The sequence below is a fragment of the Lacticaseibacillus sp. 866-1 genome, from assembly GCF_016861825.1.
Classification (GTDB): domain Bacteria; phylum Bacillota; class Bacilli; order Lactobacillales; family Lactobacillaceae; genus Lacticaseibacillus.
The window spans coordinates 22,070-43,059 of sequence record NZ_BOLU01000018.1 but is presented as its reverse complement, the minus strand read 5'-3'; the positions used below and the strand labels follow the sequence as shown (position 1 = coordinate 43,059).

At 52.2% G+C, this 20,990-nt stretch carries 21 protein-coding genes; all 21 read left to right on the top strand.

The annotated features are described in order from the left end of the window. Positions 1-999: 999 nt before the first annotated feature. The 21 genes from JUE30_RS07020 to JUE30_RS06925 all read left to right on the top strand — a co-directional run bounded on the left by JUE30_RS07020 (position 1,000) and on the right by JUE30_RS06925 (position 20,987). A complete protein-coding gene (locus JUE30_RS07020; RefSeq protein ID WP_203624230.1) occupies positions 1,000-2,145 on the top strand; it encodes a replication initiator protein A in 1,146 nt (381 codons plus the stop codon). A 504-nt stretch (positions 2,146-2,649) separates the two neighbouring features. Beyond that, positions 2,650-2,892 (top strand): hypothetical protein, encoded by a 243-nt coding sequence (locus tag JUE30_RS07015; protein ID WP_056989269.1) that lies wholly within the window; start codon positions 2,650-2,652, stop codon positions 2,890-2,892. Between the two features lie 558 nt (positions 2,893-3,450). After that, positions 3,451-3,708: a hypothetical protein gene (locus JUE30_RS07010; RefSeq protein WP_054663269.1), complete on the top strand. Its 258-nt coding sequence runs from the start codon at positions 3,451-3,453 to the stop codon at positions 3,706-3,708. 123 nt (positions 3,709-3,831) lie between these two features. Continuing rightward, complete coding sequence (locus JUE30_RS07005) at positions 3,832-4,038, top strand: hypothetical protein (protein WP_054663272.1); 207 nt, start codon at positions 3,832-3,834, stop codon at positions 4,036-4,038. Between the two features lie 66 nt (positions 4,039-4,104). Next, positions 4,105-4,227 carry a hypothetical protein gene (locus tag JUE30_RS11310; protein ID WP_255533295.1) on the top strand — a complete coding sequence of 41 codons (123 nt, stop codon included), beginning with the start codon at positions 4,105-4,107 and terminating at the stop codon, positions 4,225-4,227. Between the two features lie 63 nt (positions 4,228-4,290). Then, complete coding sequence (locus tag JUE30_RS07000; RefSeq protein WP_203624229.1) at positions 4,291-5,295, top strand: hypothetical protein; 1,005 nt, start codon at positions 4,291-4,293, stop codon at positions 5,293-5,295. Positions 5,296-5,449: 154 nt separating this feature from the next. Continuing rightward, entirely contained in the window at positions 5,450-8,545 is a 3,096-nt protein-coding gene (locus JUE30_RS06995; RefSeq protein WP_308439838.1) for a VaFE repeat-containing surface-anchored protein, read from the top strand. Positions 8,546-8,548: 3 nt separating this feature from the next. Continuing rightward, entirely contained in the window at positions 8,549-9,313 is a 765-nt protein-coding gene (locus tag JUE30_RS06990) for a sortase domain-bontaining protein (RefSeq protein WP_203624227.1), read from the top strand. Positions 9,314-9,801: 488 nt separating this feature from the next. Next, positions 9,802-10,029: a type II toxin-antitoxin system RelB/DinJ family antitoxin gene (locus JUE30_RS06985; RefSeq protein ID WP_203624226.1), complete on the top strand. Its 228-nt coding sequence runs from the start codon at positions 9,802-9,804 to the stop codon at positions 10,027-10,029. 262 nt (positions 10,030-10,291) lie between these two features. Continuing rightward, positions 10,292-10,615 carry a hypothetical protein gene (locus JUE30_RS06980; RefSeq protein ID WP_203624225.1) on the top strand — a complete coding sequence of 108 codons (324 nt, stop codon included), beginning with the start codon at positions 10,292-10,294 and terminating at the stop codon, positions 10,613-10,615. Then, positions 10,615-10,845: a hypothetical protein gene (locus JUE30_RS06975; RefSeq protein WP_203624224.1), complete on the top strand. Its 231-nt coding sequence runs from the start codon at positions 10,615-10,617 to the stop codon at positions 10,843-10,845. Before JUE30_RS06980 ends, JUE30_RS06975 begins: the two co-directional genes overlap by 1 nt. A gap of 14 nt (positions 10,846-10,859) precedes the next feature. Beyond that, positions 10,860-11,063, top strand: a complete 204-nt coding sequence (locus JUE30_RS06970) for a hypothetical protein (protein ID WP_203624223.1) — start codon at positions 10,860-10,862, stop codon at positions 11,061-11,063. Then, entirely contained in the window at positions 11,056-11,274 is a 219-nt protein-coding gene (locus JUE30_RS06965; RefSeq protein WP_203624222.1) for a hypothetical protein, read from the top strand. The genes JUE30_RS06970 and JUE30_RS06965 overlap by 8 nt, the downstream gene beginning before the upstream one ends. Positions 11,275-11,298: 24 nt before the next feature. Continuing rightward, a complete protein-coding gene (locus JUE30_RS06960) occupies positions 11,299-12,603 on the top strand; it encodes a hypothetical protein (RefSeq protein WP_203624221.1) in 1,305 nt (434 codons plus the stop codon). 5 nt (positions 12,604-12,608) lie between these two features. Then, positions 12,609-14,111, top strand: coding sequence for an immunoglobulin-like domain-containing protein (locus JUE30_RS06955; RefSeq protein WP_203624220.1), 1,503 nt, complete (start codon positions 12,609-12,611; stop codon positions 14,109-14,111). A gap of 2 nt (positions 14,112-14,113) precedes the next feature. After that, complete coding sequence (locus JUE30_RS06950) at positions 14,114-14,611, top strand: single-stranded DNA-binding protein (RefSeq protein WP_203624219.1); 498 nt, start codon at positions 14,114-14,116, stop codon at positions 14,609-14,611. A gap of 11 nt (positions 14,612-14,622) precedes the next feature. Next, complete coding sequence (locus JUE30_RS06945; RefSeq protein WP_203624218.1) at positions 14,623-14,880, top strand: hypothetical protein; 258 nt, start codon at positions 14,623-14,625, stop codon at positions 14,878-14,880. Beyond that, positions 14,880-15,968, top strand: a complete 1,089-nt coding sequence (locus JUE30_RS06940; protein ID WP_203624217.1) for an ArdC family protein — start codon at positions 14,880-14,882, stop codon at positions 15,966-15,968. Before JUE30_RS06945 ends, JUE30_RS06940 begins: the two co-directional genes overlap by 1 nt. A gap of 11 nt (positions 15,969-15,979) precedes the next feature. Next, entirely contained in the window at positions 15,980-16,564 is a 585-nt protein-coding gene (locus JUE30_RS06935; RefSeq protein WP_203624216.1) for a hypothetical protein, read from the top strand. 111 nt (positions 16,565-16,675) lie between these two features. Continuing rightward, on the top strand, positions 16,676-19,102 hold the full coding sequence (locus JUE30_RS06930) for a VirD4-like conjugal transfer protein, CD1115 family (RefSeq protein WP_239061376.1): 2,427 nt from the start codon (positions 16,676-16,678) through the stop codon (positions 19,100-19,102). Beyond that, on the top strand, positions 19,095-20,987 hold the full coding sequence (locus JUE30_RS06925; protein ID WP_203624214.1) for a pLS20_p028 family conjugation system transmembrane protein: 1,893 nt from the start codon (positions 19,095-19,097) through the stop codon (positions 20,985-20,987). The genes JUE30_RS06930 and JUE30_RS06925 overlap by 8 nt, the downstream gene beginning before the upstream one ends. Positions 20,988-20,990: the final 3 nt, after the last annotated feature.

The following is a 20,990-nucleotide window of genomic DNA, read 5'->3' as shown; positions in this document are numbered from 1 at the left end:
TACTCATCCGGCATGTCAATGTGGTTTCTTTTAGTATACCGTATACGAAAAGCATATTTATGTATACGGTATACGTAAACTAAGCAGAAAGGCGAGACAATACCGGTACCCATACTGCGTAAAGTCTGGCGGGCATCTACCCATCTTGTATGTCGGTGTGGTTTGTTTTCGTATACCGTATACGAAATGCGTATAAACGTATACGGTATACGACAAGTGTTCCTACCTTCACTCTGTTTCACCAACAGTATTAACTGGATCTCTCGACCTGTGGGTCGAGCATTGCCATTTTCTCGTTGGTAGTACCGACCGCAACCGAAAAGTTCAGAATACACAAACAGTCCTCGCTTTCAGCAGATGGTGAAGTGAAAGCCCTGGGTCCAGGTTGTATTAGTTACTCCAAAAGCAGGTCCAAGGGATTAACGTGTCGGCAGCATCTAAGAACCGACCATCCGTCCGGAAACTTGTGCTTCACAAAAAAATTTTGGGAACACCCACTTCAACTAATCTTGCATTTTCGTATACGGTATACGTTATTTATTGCACTTTACGTATACAGTATACGTTTTGTGTTTAAGTTCCGTTTGTTTTTCACCCTAAGCAAAACTAAGCACGGTAAGCATTTCCGATTTTCGTATACCGTATACGCGCTGACGGGTTAACGTATACCGTATACGCAAGGATTTCTTTTCGTATACGGTATACAAAAACACTCTCCGTATACCGTATACGAAAAGTGTTTTATGCATTGCGCCAGGCAAATCACCATGGTACTCTCCAGATATAAAAGAAAGCCCGATCCGTAGACCGAGCAACCAAAAATCTTCTGCAAAGATATTCTACCGCATTCTCTGGAATTTTGGTAGTGAGGTTGCTTCAAAGTTGCACAATAGAATGTGGCAGGTTATATTTACCTCGAACTACTTCTGTTTGTGATTAGAGTCGTCTGCGGAATCGCAGGGGACTCTTTCGTGTGTCAACACAACAGGAGGAAACAAAATGTCGAAATTCAACTACACAAAGAAGGCTACGGTCTACGAACGCCAATTCTTCAAATTTCCCGCGGCTCTTCTTTACGCTGAAAAGTATCGGACACTCAGTGACAAGGCAAAGATTGCCTACATGGCTTTACAGGATCGCTTACAATTCTCAGTCCTGAACAACTGGGTTGACGCTGATGACAACGTATATTTCATCTACACGATTAAAGACCTCGAAAGTATTCTTAATTGCGGTCATTCTACCGTTGTCAAAGTGAAACACGAGCTTGAAGAAACCGGCTTACTTGCCCAAAAACAACTCGGGTTGAATCAACCGAATCATCTGTATCTCGCTGAGCTCGAAATTGATACCAGTGAAACCTACAATCAGGATCCAGTAGAAGCCGCGCTCCATTCAGTTTCAGAAAGCGGAGTTCCAGAAAGTAGAACCCCAAAGAACGCCGTGGATAAAGGACTTCCACTTCCTGGAATTCCGAAAAGTGGAAACAATCTAGAACTAGGTTCTAGAGACCTTACTAGAGACCTTAGAGAGACTGCGAATACCGACTCTTTAAACACGGAGTCTTCGACACCGGAAAAGGGAGCAGAGCAAAACCAACCACTCAAGTCCGAGCTTTCGCCTGAGAAGGATGACGAGCTAGAAAGAATGCTGCTGGATAACTTCGCAGACAGCATTGATCCAGCTGTGTCTGGCGACATTCTGAGTCGTAGTAGTCTTCAGCTGATTGGCAAATGGAGCCACTCGGTGAAGGAGGCCCGCGAACGCGTGGGGGTTATCCTGAACGCCAAGCGCGACGCGGAACTGGAATACGACACGTACCTGGTCACCGAGGATTTGCAAGACGAGCTCAACAAGGCACTGCTGCGAGTCGTTATGCGCTGGAAAGACCAACTTGACGGCCGTAGCGAGCGCTCTATCCGCAACGTAGACAATTACCTCTACGGCGCTATGAAGCAGATCTTTGAGAACGAGTCTGTGCGCCAACTCAACCTTCAAGCTAAGGACGACGAAGACCGTGCGGCGTTGCGTGACCTGCAAGATCGCTTTGCTGACGTGCGGACGGGTAAGCAGGCCCGGATGGAAGCGCGAGAAGCAAACCGGGCCCGGCGGCGCCAACGTGAACACAAGAAGGCCAATGCTTGACTTGGTAAAACTGTGAGGTATTATAAGATTGTAAACCGAACGCGTGTTCGATTTACGAAGTTTAGCCTGGCATTGTTGGGATTTTACAAGGGTTTAAGCAACATAATTGCCTTTGGGATAGCGCTTACAAAATATTGAAAAATATTTACAGTTGACTTTTGCGAGGGGTCTGATATTCTGAAGGCTTAAATTGCGAGTGTCGCACTGGCACAAAAAAAGTGGGCTAACCGAAAGTGCTGACCGGGCTATCAACCCGGTTTAAGCGCAAATTCGGAGTCACACGATGGAAAAGCAACTTCCTGAGTGACTACCCCCTACTGTGCATCCACAGCATTTCAAGTTTAACACGCAGACACGCGGAAACCCCGCGTCACGCATGGGAAACAGCGAGTGAAGGATGCATCGAGGGAGGTTACAGGGAAGTCTGTAACCTCCCTTTTTTCGTACCTCTCGCAATTTACTCGGTTGCAATTTTTGCATGAAGCAAGAGTAGGAGTGGGGAAGATGGGAAGATACGTCGCCATTGACGAACTGGTGCATAGCGCAGCTGCTATCCGCACCTGGGATCACCGCTATTTCATCAATCTGGGTGACGGTCGCTTATACGATCGTTTCCAGGGCCAGCACGTGCTCCTGGAACGTGTCTATCCCAGTATCCGCACCGTGTATAACTCGCAGCATCGTGCCATCGCGCACCGGAAACATCCGCGCGACAAACTGACGACGATACCGCCAGGCGCAATCTAATCTAGCAACATCGTGTGCGAAATATGCGTGCGCTTAACAAGCACACCACCTCTATGACGCGTTGAACTAGTGGCACCGTCCGCTATCCGCAGGCGCGCTGGTCCTTTGACAACTGAATACCTTTATCCCTGCCCGCTTCTGGTCACTCTTACTGCGGGACACTCAGCCGGGGACAGATTCGCGTGAGATCCACGCAGACTACAAGAAGACGTGACCCAGATTCAAAACGAGCCACCTCACTAGTCGCTTAGGCGGCAAGGTACTTGATGGGCGCTGGCATTATCAGCGTTGCACTTAATCGCTAGACGGCGAATGCCATTGCGAGGACATGAAAAGGCGGGAAAGGTCGTAGGGGCGCACGCCAAAAGCCCCTTGTCGTGCAGCATAGCTGCTAAGGTCAGTCCGACTCAGGGCCTAAAGCCGGATGAAATGCTGAAGTCAAAAACCAAATAATATGTACTCTAAAAATTAAACAGAAGTAGCAAAAACCGTTAAACCCTACGTGTTAAGCGTAGGCATATTTCACACGCAAAATCATGTATCACAGGAGGTAGGCCAATGCGACAGACAGAACGTGTACAATTAGTGGCGAGCCAACTCACCGACTTTCTAAAGCAGCACTCAGGCAGCGCAACCTATCAGGATTACGCCCAGTATCGGCATGCTATTGGGAAGCCAATCACCGCCGCCGAAGTTGGCATTTTGAGCAACATAACCCGCTTGGCCACAGGGGTGACAAGAGTCTACAAGAAGCATGACAACCGCGTTGATACATTCTGGATTCTGGATAGGAATCCAGAAGCGGTACATGTGTAAGTTACTACTTTGGCGGCTTACACGACAGCACAGTGTTCTGGAACCCTTTCGTCTCTCGACAAGACGATCCTCCAAAGTCAGGACAGTGTGTTGCCTTGTAAGCCGCTAAGGAGGACGAGGAATATGCTCAAAGAACAAGAAAAGCAAATATTTGACGGCCTTGGGCGGCCAATCAAGACGCTGGCCAAGGGCGTTCGCTACAAGATGATTGACCATGGTTATTACACAACGGCTTTGAAACCTGGTGAAACAGATGCAGTCAGGCCGGTGCTTCCTAGAGAGGAGCAACGGTATCTGGATGCAAAGCTGAAGCTCAAAAAGACGCAATAGAGAAGAGCGCCTGGCTGATTGGCTAGACTGTTGGATAAAGCACGAGGATACGGGGGAGAGAGAAAAATGAAAAAGACAACAATCACGGCGGGTAGCCTGATTCTACTGACAGCACTGACGCTTGCGGGCTGCGGATCAAAACCCGCAGCTAAGACGAGCACCAAGGACACCACAACTGTTGCAGTTTAGACTCTAGCAAAGGACGTTCAAGGCCTCTTCAGCAGCAAGAAGTATGAGCTGCCAAGCAAAAAGGTGACCAAAGCCAAGATTACTGCTGCGGGCAAGCAGTACAAGAAGGTCTACAAGCTGCGTGGCGATCTGACCAAGGCGCAAAAGAAGACGCTGCGTGTCAGCAAGTCTCGCATTGCGGCGATTAAGCAGATGGTCGCCGTCAACACGGAGATCAAGGCTGTGCTCAAGGACAAGCGCGTGATTAAGGATCTTACTTACTCAGACGATGCGCTCCAACAGACTCTAACCGGTCTGAAGTCGAAGTACGCGAAGTTTGTCAGTCAGAAGCAAGATGACGCCACTCTGATTCATAACGAAGTGGCGGCCATTGCCAAGGTGAAGTCCAGCACCACCGGTGACCCAGACCAGGCGAAGATAGACGCCGCTAAGACAGCGGTCGATGCAATCCCGGTTGCCGCCTTCAAGGCTTTTTGGTCACCAAAGATTCCAACCATTGAGAACGGAAAGCTGGTTACTAAGGAAAGTCTGACCGCTGGCACCGATAAGGTCTCGGCAACGGTGACACAGGAGACTAGCGCCGCTGCTAAGAGCAGCAGTGCATCTGCACCGGCAGCTTCTTCCAGTGCAAAAGCCAGCCAGGCAGCAAAGACGACTACTAAGTCAACGCAAGCTACTACGACCAAGCCTTCCACACCAGCAGCTAGCGCAAGCCACAGCACAACCACTAGCCGCCCGACCACAACGACGCCTTCTCACTCCACTACGACGACAACCAAGCCGTCTACTGGTTCTTCTACTGGCACGAGCCACACCACAACGCCTAGCAAGCCATCGTCCTCTAGCTCAAGCACCAAGCCAACTGAGCCAGTCAAGAAGCCGCACGTCCTAGAGCCAGGAGAATACATCGGCAACGGTGGCCTCTTCTCTTCAATGAGCGCGGCCATGGCGGCTATGAATAAGGCATTGGATGACGCCGCTGACGCTGGACAAGGGCGGCAAGCACATGCTTTCAGCGTCTCATATCAAGACGGAACAACCTTCTACTCTTGGGAATGGTCAGACTAAGTTAATTCGATAGTGTAATGCACAGCGACTCATACAAAATGGGCCGCTTTTTTTGTGCTCAAAATTAAGGAGATGAGATCTATGACCAGTATCCGCGCACCGGCAGATATACGATTTGTTGCTACTAAATCTATTTTGAGAGGAGATTCCAAACATGAACAAACAGACTAAGAGCCATTTGTGGCGCGGTCTCATTGCAGCTCTAGGCTTAATGCTTGGTCTATTGTTCGCGTTGAATGCTGTTCAGGCGAGTACAGTAAGTGCCGCGTCGGTAACGATGGAGCACGGGGGCCATGGGACTAAATCAACGTGGGTGAAGCCAGGCGGTGGCACATTTAAGGAGGGTGGGACACCCACGCTCCATCTAAACTCGGCGAGCGGGCCGGTGGTATTTTGTATCGATCCGGGGCAAGGCGTTGTAGCCGATGGGGAAGGGTACACGGGTACAGGTTACAAAACCTATCAGGACTCTTCGGCTGCCAAGCAAATGATTTCTGCAATCGCGTACTATGGCTACCAGAAACAAAAGAGCGTCAATAACTACATCATGACGCAATGGATGATCTGGGAGGAACTTGGCTACAAGCTCCAGAGTGTTCAAGCCGGGCCCGTGTCAAAAGCGACCTACAATGCTTTCAAGGCAAAAGTGAATGGGCAGATTTCTCCATTCACCGGCGTAACGTCGTTCAACAACACCACGGTAACTGTTAAGGCCGGCCAATCGGTCACCGTCACCGATTCCACTGGCCGTTTTGCTAACTACGGTGCCACTACGTACAAAAATACGACTGGCACTACCGTTACCAAGAACGGTAATTCTATGACCATTACTGCGAGCGCTTCCTCAAACGAGTCGGGCAACATTCAGTTTGTTCCGCAGATTGACGCTAACTATCAAGGCACTCCACTGATTGCGTCCCACGCAACACGCCAGGACGTTATTCGACCATTGATTGACCCGGTCAGCAACCGGACAGTTATCAACGTTAAGGTTGAAAAGAACGTCAACGTCGTTTTGCAGAAGTACGACATTTCGACTGACTTTGGCAATAATGATCCGCTGGCAGGCGTAACCTTCCACTTCACCAAGGATGGCAAGGACTACGGCGACTTCACCACGGATGCCAAGGGCCAGATCGACCTCAACAAGAACATCTCTGAAATGACTGGCAACTGGACTTACCAAGAAACAAAAACTGTTGATGGGTTCAAGCTCGATTCTACCGTCAAGAAGTTCAGCATTGCCGCTACTGATGCTGGCAAGACTATTAACCTGACCGCCACCAACGAACGTGTCCCTGAAGAGGTTCACACGACCGTGACCTCCGAGGATGGTACGCACATCCAAGAACCGCACAAGCAGGTGACAATCACTGATCGCGTATTCTACGCCAATGCCGTACCTGGCAAGGAGTACACGGTTGTTGGCAAGCTGATGGATAAGGCGACTGGCGACGCGCTCCTTGACGACAACGGCAAGGTTGTCACCAAGACCATGACCTTTGTTGCCAAGACCGCGACTGGCTACGTTGATATGCCGTTCACGTTTGATGCAGCGCTGCTGGCGGGTAAGACCGCCGTTGCGTTTGAATCACTCTCCCGCGACGGCCGCGAAGTGGCTGTTCACAACGACATCAACGACGTACCACAAACCATCACCTTCTCCACGCCAAAGATTGGCACCACCGCCACTGACGTAGATGGCTCTCATGACGTTCTGTCAGATGGCGACCTGGTGATCAACGACGTTGTGACTTACCACGATCTGATTGTTGGTAAGACCTACAACATCAAGGGCCAACTGATGGACAAGGCGACCGGCAAGGTTGTCTTGGACGCCAAGGGTAACCCAATTACCGCTGAGAAGACGTTCGTTGCCGACAAGGCTGACGGTTCGGTTACCATGACCTACACAGTCGATGCTTCTAAGGCAATGGGCAAAGAATTTGTTGTCTTTGAAAACCTCTACCGTGACAACAACCTGGTTGTTAGCCACGCTGACATCAACGACGAAGGCCAAACCGTCAAAGTGGTAACCCCTGTGGTTCACACGACGGCGACCTCTGATGAAGGCGACAAGCAAGTAATGCCTGAAGAAGACGTCACCATCAAGGATGCTGTTGCGTACAGCGACCTGGTTGTCGGCAAGCACTACTCCGTGACCGGCTACCTGCACTACACCGACGGCTCCTTTGTCCTTGATGCAAAGGGCGAAAAGATTTCCAAGACGGTTTCCTTCACCGCCGAGAAGACCGAAGGCACCATCGACGTGACCTTCACGGTTGATGGCCGCCTGCTGGCGGGCAAGGACGTGGTTGTGTTTGAAAACCTCTACCACAACAACAATCTGATTGCCTTCCACGAAGACGTGAACGACAAGGATCAGACCGTGACCTTCCCTAAGATTGAGCTGCACACGACTGCAACTGACTCTGAAGGCTCCAAGGAAGTTGTCCCAGAAGAAAAGGTAACCGTTAAGGATGCTGTGGCTTACCACGATCTGATCGTTGGCAAGACCTACACCGTGACTGGCTACCTGCACTATACCGACGGCTCTTTCGTTAAGAACGCCGATGGTTCAAAAGTTTCCAAGACCGTGACCTTCAAAGCCGAAAAGGCTGACGGCACGATCGACGTTGAATTTGTCGTTGACGGCCGCGCCTTGGCTGGCAAGGACGTTGTGGCCTTTGAGTACCTCTACCACAACAACAAGCTGATTGCTTCTCACGAAGACATCAACGACAAAGACCAGACCGTTCACTTCCCGAAGATTGAGCTGCACACCACGGCGACCTCTGACGGCAAGAAGACGGTGACGGCTAGCCAGAACATGACCATCAACGACGTTGTTGAGTTCCATGACCTTGTGATTGGCAAGACCTACACCGTCAAGGGCTACCTGATGGATAAGGCCACTGGCAAGCCGGTTCTGATCAACGGTAAGAAAGTCACCGCTGAAAAGACCTTCAAGGCAACTGCTAAGGACATGAAGGTGACCATGACCTTTACGTTCGTTGGCAGCTCCCTGGGCGGCCATGACGTGGTTGCCTTTGAAGACCTCTACCACGATGGCAAGCTGATTGCGAGCCACGCTGACATCAACGACGCGGGCCAAACGGTTCACATCGCGCCAGCTCCAAAGCTGACCCAGACTGACGACTCCCTTAACGGTGCACTGCTGGCCTTGGGTGTGGTTGCTCTGATCAGTGCTGCGGGCATTGCCTTCTACCTGCTGCGTAAGCGGGCTTAGTCAATGCACAGGCGGCGCTGGCTGGTCGGCTTTCTACTGCTGTTTCTGGTGGTCGGGATTGGGCTGATTGCATGGCAGCCGCTGCACGAAGTCAACAAAGGACGACGCGCAAGCACTGAAGGCAAACAGCTCATCAAGGCACTGAAGAAGGGCCAGTCGGTAGAAAGTAAGACAACGCCCCAGAGAACGCGCATACGAGCCGATACAGCGCTTTCAATTCCATCCGTTGGAATTGACCTGCCGGTCTACAAAACGACCGCAGGGCTAGCGTATGGCGCGTATGCGGAGCTTTCAGGGGTAAAGGCAGACACGGCGCCAGGCGATAACAACTATGTCCTAGCGGGGCATTCGAGTTATCTTCACGGTGTGTTGTTCGCAAATCTCTTCCAGCTGACCACCAGCCAGGGCTATGAGCGCCGGGCTGGGGCTGCTTACCGGCCATCGGACTATCAGGGCGGGCAAGGGAACGGCGGCTTGATTCAGGTGTACACCAAGCTAGGCACCTATACGTATCAAGCTGACGTCGCTTATACTGTCAACGGAGATGACGCGTCGATTCTGAGTGATCCACAAGCAGGGTCGGCAAAGCAGATCCACCTTTTCACTTGTCCTCGCACCGGGCATAAACACCCGCCGTTTCGATACGTTGTCCAGGGCCACTTGATCAAGGTAACGCCAAATAAACTTGGCCTCCAAAAGCACCTTGATTCGTCTCTAACGGCTTCTGATCCAACTTCGTATCGCGTGGGCACGTTGACAAGCGATTAAGTACCACCGCCGCCACCGGGACAGCGTTAGCGCCTGCTGACGCTGCCAGGGTTCGACTCCCTGGGGCGGTCTTGTACCACCAAGCCTCGCCAAGCGCAGTACACGCGCTATCTCAGCGTAACATCAGAGCAGGATGCCACTAGCAAAATACGCCGTGGATGGTATTCTTAACCTCGGAGGCTCGTCGGCTTTGTCATCATGATCGGAATTATCACCGAAAAGGTGATCCGGGGTTCGACTCCCCAGAATGACCTTGGTAGACGGTTGTCTCACTGTCTACCATGCCCCAAAGATTTTTCATTCTTTTCCCTTTTGTGCTCCTACCACTCCCCCAGAGTATAAAGTAGGAGCGCGTTGCTGCCACCGGCTCACTCCTGCCTGGAGTATGGCCAGGGTTCGACTCCCTGGGGCAGTATAAGTTGATGATAAAGCAATGCCGATAGTATAAAATGCTGTATATGACAAACGAAAGAAAGTGGGGTGAGAACGTGAGACTGCAAGATCAGACGGTCAGGGTCTTTGCACGACTTGACCCCAAGACCAAAGCGGACGCCGAGGAAGCACTGGCAGAGATGGGCTTTACCCTTACTAGCGCCATCACAGTTTTTCTGCGTCAAGTTGCACGGGACAAAAAGTTCCCCTTTACGCCTGATACCGGCTACCTGGCTGAGATTGGTTTAGACAACCAAGGCAGGAAGAAGAAACAGAAGAAGTAACAGAAGAAGTAAGACTACCAAGGCCCTCAATCGAGGGCCTTTGCTGTACCCGGAAAACTAAGGTTCGACTCCTTAGTACAGCTTAGGTAAAGTCTGGCCTGACGCAGACTTTGCCTAATCCCCCCAAAGCTTATTGCATTACCCGGCCCCTTCTGCCCGAAGGGGCTTTTTGCTGTCACCGGTGTTTCAATCCAGGGTTCGACTCCCTGGGACAGCGTCGGCCCGATGGGTCGCAGTCTTTTGATGGAAAGGAGGAACGCACATGGAGAAAGGAGTGTATGTTGATGAACGCTTTTTGGCGCGTGAGATTGGCACCAGCGGTAAGGACAAAGAGGGAAATGAAATCCTGTTTGTGCGTGTGAAGAAGAGCTTCTTCAGCGCGAACCCAGAAGCCAAGAAGTTGATGGTACCGGGTGTTCTACTCGCGATTGGCCACGTCGCCCCGCAAATTGCACGACCGGCAGGATCATATCAAAAGCTGGGTTACCTGGCAGCGCTTGAGGTTCACCGCATTAGCAAAGCGCCAGATGGGGACTGGCTGATCGAAGGCTACCGGGACACGCATTATCGAAGGGAGTTTGTGTAATGGCCAAGGTCTTGAAATTAGATCCAAGTACCGCATCCGTCGTTGATCGCGGAGCTAATTGGATCCGAGTAACAATTTATAACTCTGGCTTCGGTCAGCATATCGAAGCGGGGTATCACGCAGTGCTGAAGACCGGCTGGTGGGCGGATCCCGAACTGTTGGATCTGGGCGAGGTGCAAGAGACCCGCTCAGTTAGCCGCCGCAAGGTTGAACTGCTGATTGTGAACTAGAAAGGATTGATAAGATGGCAAATCGTGCTGAACAGAACCAAAACAAACGCCTTGCTACCGCTATTTTGGCAGCCAAGGGGATCAAAATGGAAGACTGGCTCAACGACAAGTACCAGGAAATTATTACGGAGAACACATCGCTATTGATTAAGTCGATGACGGCGCAGAAGAACCAGCCCACGCGGGAACTAAGCCAGGAGGAACGTGAAAATGGATAAAATTTTGCAGGCATTGCAATTCATTGTGGCAGCAATCGGGACGGTTGCAGGCGCTTATGCGGCGGTCAAATTAGGGATATACGGGCTTGCCCACATGACTAAAAATCGGCAAAAGATTGAAGAGGCGAGAGATGGCATGACTAACACGGCAATCGGGTTATTCATTGCTTTGTCGGCAACCGCTATCGTGACCTGGCTGAAAACGATCTAATCTCGCTGAAGGAGGTGAGTAGCGATGTATGTGTTGTTGAAACGCAGCCGCTTTGCCTGGCCTTTCTTTTCCAAGCTCTCGAAGACCCGCCGTTACTCACTGCATGAGGCGGAGAAGACCATCCGGGAGACAAATCGCGCTTGTCTGGACAGCCACAAGAAGATGGTTGTTGTGATTAGCATTCATGACCATGCAAACGATGAACTGCTTTTCCGTGATTCACTAGAGCTTGGCACGGATGCACCATATATGAGTAACCTATTGGCGTTGGTGCAACACACCTTCAAGGAAGTGCTGGACGCTGTCTCTTCGGAGGATGCTCAGCGGTTCATTGCGACGCTTCAGGCAGCGTTGGTTGCGGAAACTAGACCCATCCAACTAACTGAAGGCGACCAAAGTTCTGAAGCGCCTTTAGAGCAGAAAGCCGACTCGGCACATAGTAATGCCGCCAAGGCTGCGCCTGCTGATTATAAAGAGCCTGAGGGACGCCGAGAAACCGCCCAGACGACGCCAGAGGCAAAGCCCGAAGTTATGGCCGAAGAGGATGCCAAAGTTGCAGCAGAGCCTGTAAGAGAGCCGCCACGCCGCGAATCTAGACAGCGTGAACCGACAATAGAACAGAGACACCGCGAGAGACGGCGCTTTGCACGCCTAAGTCTCTTGCGCGAGCACAAACGGCTGTTGATTGGGCTGGCGGCAACGCTTCTGGCGCTGGTGTGTGTGTTTGGCTCGTACCGGTTCTTTTTCTCACCAAAGGCGGCTCCACAACCCAGTTATCGATCGCTGGTGCATGGCGAGAAGTATCTTCAAGCAGCACAGGTGTACCCCGAAAAGCGTGGCAATATTGAAGCCGTGTTGGTCACTAATGGGACAACGGCGCAATTAGCAAAATTTCAGGCGAAGTACCCCAGTGCGAACGGTAAGTTTGACTTGGCCTATGCGCAGCAAAAGTATCGGGTAGTAATCACTGCTAGCCAGCAAGCAACAATGACGCGTGTTCGCAAGTCAAAGCTAGCTGTGGCCTATCTAAAGACCAAACAGTATGAGCAGGCCGAGATCCTTAACCGTGATCTGAACGATCAAGACTTGCAAAGTCTGATTGCGATTGGCTACATCCAGACTGGAAAGTTTGATCAAGCCAAACAGATCAATGCAGAACTGAAGAACAAGACCATAGACCAGGCCATCCAAACAGGTGAAACCTACCAGAAGGCGGTTGAGCACTACCAATCTATTGCAAATGACAAAACCAAGAGCGCTGCTGAAAGGGCGCAGGCAAAAGCTAGCGCGGCTTCATTTCAGCATCAACTCGAAACGTTAGGGGAGTGACAAGAATGGCACAAGAACCAGAACAAGAGAAGAAGGGCAGCCGCAAAATTCTTGCGGCTGTTCTAATTTCAGCCGCCGTACTCGGCGGTGGTGGCTACGGTATCTATCAAGCCGTGGCAGGGCCAGCGCAGCAGACTGCAAAGACAGCTACGCCCGCAACAAAGAAGAAGCAGGATACCGTGAAGTCTGTAATCAAGGAGGCCGCTGGCAGCGACGCTCAAAGCAACAAAGACGATAGCGCCAAGTCAGTCATCCAGGACGCGTTCCCGACACTCTCGGCGAACGAGGAAGGCACCGGCGTGGCCGGGGTCTTACTGGATAATGGCGTGCAGAAGCTGGCAGAAAACCTCAACTCTAATCAGACCAAAGGGCTTGTGGCGCTTGCAACGGATGCCACCAAGCCAGCGCCAGAACCAATTGAGCCAGCAACACCGGAAGTGCTTCCTGGTGGAGACAACGGCGCGTCTGGCAATCAGCCTGGGACACTCCCTGGTGATGGCGGCCAGACCGGCGGGGGCACTGATGGGGGTGGTTCGGATTCTGGGGTAACCACACCAGACCAGGACCCTTCCATCAGTGCACCTGCGACGATGACGGTGCACAAGGGGCAGGAATCGGTCAATTTCCGGCTTGGCGTCACGGCTAGTGATCCAGAAGATGGCGATTTGACTAACGCGATTGGCTATACCACCACGCTTGATAAGAACACGCCTGGCACCTATACCGTCACCTACTCAGTAACGGATAGCGCGGGCCACACCGTATCGGTGACGCGCGAGATTACGGTGGTCAACGACAAGCCTTCTATCGTGTTCCTGAATGACAATCCGGTTGAGGTTGGTACGACCTTCGACGCCTTGAAAGACGTTCACGCCGCCGACTTCCAAGACGGCGATGTGACAAGCAAGGTCACCGCGGAAGGCGAGGTTGATACGACGACTCCTGGGCAGTATGAATTGACCTATTCCGTCACGGACAGTGATGGACAAACAGTCACGAAGCAGCGCACTGTCACGGTTTACGCTGACAAGCCAGCCATTGACACTACCGACCAGAACACGAGCGTCGCAATCAACGCTAACTTCGATGTCCTTCAGGGCGTCAAAGCGATCAGCAAGTATGGCGAAGCTGACCTCAATGTTGACGGCAGCGTTGATACCAGCAAGCCTGGGGAAAATACGCTGACCTACACGGCGACCGATAAGTTCGGGCAGACGACGACCAAGACCGTGACGATTAACGTCACGGCCGACAAGCCGAGCTTAGATGTTTCAAAGGTGCCGACGACGCTCAAGGTCGGTGATCAGTTTGATGCCCTGGCTAACGTAACCGCGGCAAGCTCTTACGGTGAGGCTAAGGTTACAGTTGATGGCTCCGTGGATACTGGTGTGGCAGGGGACTATAAATTGACCTACACGGCCACTGACAAGTTTGGACAGACAACGACTAAGGAAGTCACAGTCACTGTGGCGGCAGACGACAGCACGGATGCAGCCGAGGAGGAATAGTAATGACTAAGATGATGAATGACATGACCGTTATGGGTCGTGTAATGCCGGAGACGCGAAGCAACGATAGTAACGGACGCACGTACGTGAACGGGTACCTCTCCAACGAGCGTAGCTTTGACACCGGGCGTAGCGAGACAAACAAAGTCCCATTCACCCTTTCAGGTGAGGCGGCCGACCGCTTCCTTCAGGAAGTAGAGCCGGGTGCCGTCATTGTAGTTAATGGCTATTTCCAGAGCAGTGAGTTCAAGCGTGATGACGGCAGCCAGGCGGTTTCCTACCGTCTGAGGGGCTATGATTTCTACCGGGTCTACCAACCAGGCGAGATTGCTAAGCCGTTGCAGCAGGCCATCCAGCCGGAATTTGAACGCGCCCCTGAGGCCCCGACTCAGGCAGCACCGCAGCCACAGCCTGAGCCCGCAGCGCAGCAACCAGAACCGCCGGTTACGCCAACTCAGCAACCGACACCGCAAGCTCAGTCGCCATACCAGAGTTGGTAGAGGAGGGTGCTATGAATAACGATTTAATCATGTTGGTTTCGGTAGATGGGCAGAAGGTGGTTGGTGAGGATGTTGCCACCGGTGAGCCTTTGACGATTACTGTGACGCCGGAGCGGGCCGAAGTCTTGAAGACAATCATGGCCGAAGCGGGCACCGAGGAGGGCATTGATTACCGTGAGGTCGGCCGCGAGGTGCAAGGCGATGCGGTAGAACCAGAAAGCCCCGCCTACCTGACGAGAGAAGGCTTTATGACGGAGGTGGTCGAGTAATGGCCGGCAAACGAGCATATACGCCAAAGACCCCGGAACAGATCAAAGCAGAAGTTGCCAAAGTCGTAGAAGACGCCTTGCCGAAAATCCGGTTGCAGTCAAGCACACCGGAGGAACGCAAGGCGTTTTTGGATTTCATGGCCACCGGGTATCACTATTCACCTCGAAATGTGGCGCTGATTCGATCCCAGTTTCAACAGGCCGGACTGGTCGGTTCCTTCAAGTTCTGGAAGGATAAAGGATTCTCAGTGCAGAAGGGCGAACACGCGCTCAAAATTCTGGTACCGCACGACTTGAAACTCTACCGTGATCCTAGTTCCAATCAGTATCTGAGTTTCACGAAGCTGAGTAAGGAATTGCAGGCGCGGGTGAAGGCTGACCCTGACGCACTCAAGACTAGGACCGGTCGCTTCTACAACTTGGGGAATGTGTTTGATGTGTTGCAGACCAATGCACAGCCTGAAGATTACCCTAACCTGTACCCGAACCGGCCGTTTGATCTTGATAACCCGAACCCAGAAGGAACCAAGAAAGCAGTCGAAACACTCAAAGCAGTGGCCACAGGGGAAGGAATCCGGGTGACTAGTCCTGAGACGACGGCGTTTCCGTCCTACCAGTTAGGTGCCGCCAAGGGCGCAACAATCAACGTCGGTGGCAAAGCCAAGGAGATTGTCATGAAGAACAATCTCGGAGATCCAGAATATGCGGCCACTTTAATCCATGAGCTGGCTCACGCGAAGATGCACAACGCAGATCACGCAGGAGCATCAAAGTTCTGGGCGCTCAAGGATACGAAGTCGGACAAATACCGTGACATTATGGAGTTCCAAGCAGAAATGACCAGCTATGTTGTTAGTAAGTCTCTGGGCATTGATACGAGTGAAGAAGCGATGCCCTACATTGCCAACTGGACAAAGAACCTGAAGACAATAGAAGGGAACGAGGAGCAGCAGCAGGCGGCAATCATGGGCGACGTGCAGCGGGTTTCTAAGGATCTGATTGAGTCCATCCAAGATGGGCTGGCACCACAGCAAAGCAAAGCCGCTGGCAAGCAAATCGCGAATCCGAAGCAGTTAGCGCGAAGTTAGGAGTTGAGGACATGAAGGCAGTCAAAACAATCGCGGCATTATCGAATGAGGCGTTCCAGCAGCGCTTAAACCACAGCATTCTTGATCTGGAGCGCGCTGGAATGCCTGTTGTTGGGATTCAGACTAACCAGGGGGTGTGGATCAAGCAAGGCACCATCCTGTTTGAGGACAACCTGTCTGAAGAGCAGCGAGAGCTGCGTTATGAGATGACGCACAGCAAGCTGGCCACTTGGTTCAACCTGGTCGTTGATCTCCTGCTTCTAGGCGCGACAAGTTGGCTTGCACTGAAGCTGTGGGTCAATCCGCAGATTCAAGTCGCTGTACTGATTATCTTTGGGTTGTTGGCTGCTGGCATGACCCTAATTGAGTTGCTCAATGCGGCACTGGGCCTCTCTATGCGAGGACTTGGAGCCTTCACGCTAGCGGTGGTGGGGGCTTACAAACTGCTGGCAGGATATGTGCTCTCCACTGTCCCCGCTGCCTGGTCACTGGTTCTTGCGGTCACTTGTGTCTCCGCAGTAGCCATCGGCGGAAAGCCAATATTTGGTAAAATCCAGCTCTGGTTGCAGCACGTCGCGGTTGATCGAAGGGGGTGAACCGACGAAATGAATATTGACTATAAACAATGGAAAAGCCTGTTGTCGCGGCGTGATGTAATCGCCGCCACAGGGGCTCTTCTATTTCTAATCTCATGGTGCTTGGGGTGCTTGGCAAGCCACTTGCTTGAGTACCTATTTAGTAGTTTTCAAGCCACTTTGGCTAGTTTCAACCAGGGTGAAACGATCACAAACGCGTCAGGAATCGGCGCAGTTTTTACGCCGCTGAATTGGCTCGTACCGTCAACAAGTGGTCTGTTCTGGCTCGTCACGGTCGTTGTGCTGTTTGTATGGCTGGTGAAAGTGCCAAAACTGCTTTACCAAATGCGCATTGCCTACCGCGATATTAACCTTGGCTCGATGGGCACCGCAGCCTTCACGCCGCTTTCAGATCTTGTGGAGCAGAGTGTGGCGGTGCCGCTCGACGGCTCCATCTATGATGGGTATTCTGGCGTGCCACAAGTGCACGTGACCTCGGAAGCGGCCGAAAACCTCGACCTGCACGTCACGCCTTCTCGTGGCCCCCGCCACAAGAAGGCTTTCGATGCGGTTATCGCTCGACGGGAGAAGAAACACAGACGACGCGCTATCGGTCCTGTCCCGAAGAATGGGTATGACCTGATTGACACGAACAAGACTAACGCGGCCGTTGTCGCTGGTACCCAGTCAGGTAAGACTCAGACCTTTACCTACCCTGTGCTTGACTTGATTATGCGTGCTGAAAAGCAAGACTCGGTCATTGTTACTGACCTGAAAGGGGATATGGTCAAGAATACGAAGGCTGCCTTTGAGCAACACGGCTATGACGTTCGCGTGTTCAACTTGGTCACGCCGGAGTATTCCATTGGCTACAATCCGTTGGCATTGATTTGGGACGCGTATGACAAGGGCGATTACGATGAGGCTCAGCTTCTGTGCAACACCCTGAGCTACTCACTGTTTCATAATCCTAATGCTAAGGATCCAATGTGGGAAGAGGCGTCAATCGCGCTCACCAACGCATTGATCCTAGCAGTGTGCCGAGTCTGCAAGATTAAGAACACACCGGAGCGCGTCACGATGTACACCGTGTCCGTCATGCTAAACGAGTTAGGGTCAAATCCTGACGAGAATGGTGACACGAAGATGGATAAGTTCTTCAGCCAGCTTGAAGTCAATGACCCCGCAAAGCTGCAATACGGGACAATCACCTTTTCGCAAGGTATCACACGGGCCGGGATTTACACCGGAACCATGGCCAAGCTCAAGAACTATACGTTTAGTGCAATCGGCAAGCTAACCGCGACCAACGACCTTCATCTCGCCGACATTGCCAGCGGCAACAAGCCGGTCGCGTTGTTCATTGTCTATCCTGACTATGACGATTCCAACTACTCACTTATTTCAACGCTGATCAGCCAGATTTCCTACGTCTTGTCAAAGGCTGCCACGCTGTCTGAGACGTCCAGTTTGAAGCGGCGCGTCAAGTTTGTCCTAGAGGAAGTGGCTAATATCCCGACGATAGAAGGGCTGAGCCGCTATATGAACGTTGGCCTGCAACGAGGGCTGATCTACTATCTGGTCTTCCAGTCTATCGCGCAGCTCAAGGATAAGTACGGTGATCGAGGCGCAGAGGCACTGCTATCGGCGTGCGGGAACAAGTATGACATTTTGGCTGATGGCAAGGAGGATGCAGAATACTTCTCACGTTTGCTTGGTAAAAAGACCATCATCGCACCCAATCGGGCTGGCGATCCCTTGAGTCTGGATAAGTCATACAGCGAGTCTGAACAGGCTCGCGATTTGATGACCCCTGAGGAGCTGAGCCAGCTCAAAGAAGGGGAGTGGGTGTTGATCCGTGGGAAGCAGCGGCGGGCCCTTGATGGTACGCAGATTAGCGCAAAGCCAATCTACGCCAATCAGGCTGACCAGGATCACATGCTCTTCCAGTATCAGTACCTGAAGGACTTTGATCACCCGCAGACCTTTGAAGAACTCAACGGTGACAAGCTGGCATCACATGCGGGCACCAAACTCGATGGGTTGACCATCTCGCAGAATGAATTTGCAGAGACCGCAACCACGACCTTAGACCAAGCGGAGCGCCTAAAGAATGAGCCTGCTCAGTTTGAAGCACACAGCAGCAACAACGTTCATTCGTCCTATCAGAAAGACAGCAATGGGAACGTTAAAGTCACAGAGAGTCGTACTGAGGCCACTGAGGCAGCGGCTGGGACTCGTAAGGAGGAGAAGGAAGATCCTGTTGCTAATCTCCACGAGGACGACAAGCCGCTAACGCAGGACGTTAGCGACTTCGTGAGTGAGGATAGCAGACCTGTTGAAGTGGCTTTGACGGAGGCCCAATTAAAAATGGTTCACGATCAGACTGAGAAGTGGCTCGACAGCGACGGAAATGCGGCGTTCTGGCGTAGCAATACTATGAGCCAGGCACAGGCGTATCTGGTTGACCATCGCGAGGATAAGCCTGAGCTGTATAAGGCGCTGCGCTTGCTTTTCAATCTGACGCAGTTTGAGAAAAAGGAGGGAGCTCATGGGTGATCAACAAATCATTCAGATTCTACGGGCATACAGTGTCTATCTGCATGTCTCCAACATGGTCAGTGACGGCCTGCGTTACATTGGCAACGTGATCATTCTGGGACTCGCGACTTTGACCAACGTGGTTAGCAGCAGTTTCCGTCAAATGTATAAGCTGCTCAATTTCTGGGAGTACAGCGGCGTCAAGAATTTTCTTAAAACCTACAATGCAGCTATCTGGGCGCTCGCCGCGGTGGCAATCGCCTGGGCGGGCCTCATGTTCATTCACAATAAGCGGGTTGACTACCAGGAAAAAGGTAACAACTTCTTGGTCGCGATTCTTCTATTCTTTGGAACGACCTTCTTCATGACGCAAGCGACTGGCCTAGTCAACAGCGGGATTGCTGGCAACTCTGTGGACTCGCCAGTGGTGGTGTCGTTGTATAAAAGCTACATTACCGACGTGTACTCGTTGGACAAGGCGGGGTGGAAGCATTCAGGCACGAAGGCGACGCTGCCAAGTGCCTCCAAGCGCAACGCCATTAGCGACATGGGCGATGTGAAGCTCCTAAACATCAACGAAAAAGTTGATACCGGGCACTGGTACGGCGGTTCTCAAGTCAGCTCTGACGGGAACAGCATCCTGACTCACCAGGTCTCGAAAAACTCGGATGGAACGTGGGAGCTGCACAACATGACCGGCATGTTTAAGCTCGACGATCATTACTACCGCTACTCCTGGTCGCCTTGGTACCTGTTCTTCAGTATTGCCTGCGTGCTCCTGGTCACCATCATTACCATTTTCAAAGTCGTCAAAATTGAGATGGAGATAGGCTTCATTGGCCTGCTCACTCAAGGTATAGCTTTGACCGATATTGATTCTGGCAAGCGCAATCGGCAGTTAATCACGAAGCTGCGTGACAGTTTCGTGGTGCTGTTCCTGCTAGACGTCCTAATTCAGTTCTACGGCTTGTTTCTTGGGTACATCAATCAAGCCGGGCTCACGCCTGGCACTAAGATTCTAGCCATGATTGGGGCTGCGTTGTTCATTATCGACGGGCCAAACATCATTCAGGCAATCTTTGGCATCGACGCAGGTGTTGCGTCGATGGCACAGACCATGACTAACGTGATGTTCGCCAGTCGCGGCCTGGGTACGCTGGGACGCGGTGCAGGGCATCTTGCTAAGGGCGTCGCCAAGACGGCCGGAAACGTCGCTAAGGGCGGTCTGATAGCTGGCGCTGGCGTTGCGGGCGCAGGTATGGGACTGCTATCCAAGCCAAATCTACCGGCCTCACCGTTGGCGGCGGCACCAGACGCTGGCAAAGGGGCAGGGACAGAAGTGACCGGTGAAGCACCTGAAATGCCTTCCAGCGGCGCCGAGGGTGCGCCAAATCTCGCGGAAGGCGGTGGCGCACCAGGCGCTCAGCCTGGATCAGTTCCGAATGGAAAGCAGTTAGGAGCAGTACCATTCCACCCACCGTTGGCCAGTGGTAAGGGCGTTCAGAGTAACCCCAGTCTACCGACAGGAAGTGCACAACAACGCTTGCAAGCGCTAAGGAGTGGTACTGGTAAGGCGCCTGCTTTGCCGGCAAGCGGCTCTAGTCACCAGGTGCCAAAAGTGACCGCTTCTTCCATGCCTGGCGTAACTGGTTCTCAGGCGCGAGGCGCTATGGCGGCCTTGCAACGAGATCAACCGCAAGCTGCGATGCAGCAGACACTGGGCCAGCGGGCTCAAGCAAAGTTGATGACGTCGCCAACGGTGCAAACCATGCACCGGGTCTATCGCCAGGGCGAAAACCAAGGCGCGCTGATCCGTGAGGCTAACCAAGAGGTCAAACGTCACCCAGTTGGCCATGCGTTGGATGAGGCACCGCACATCGAGAAAATGAAAGAAAGGGAGTAAATG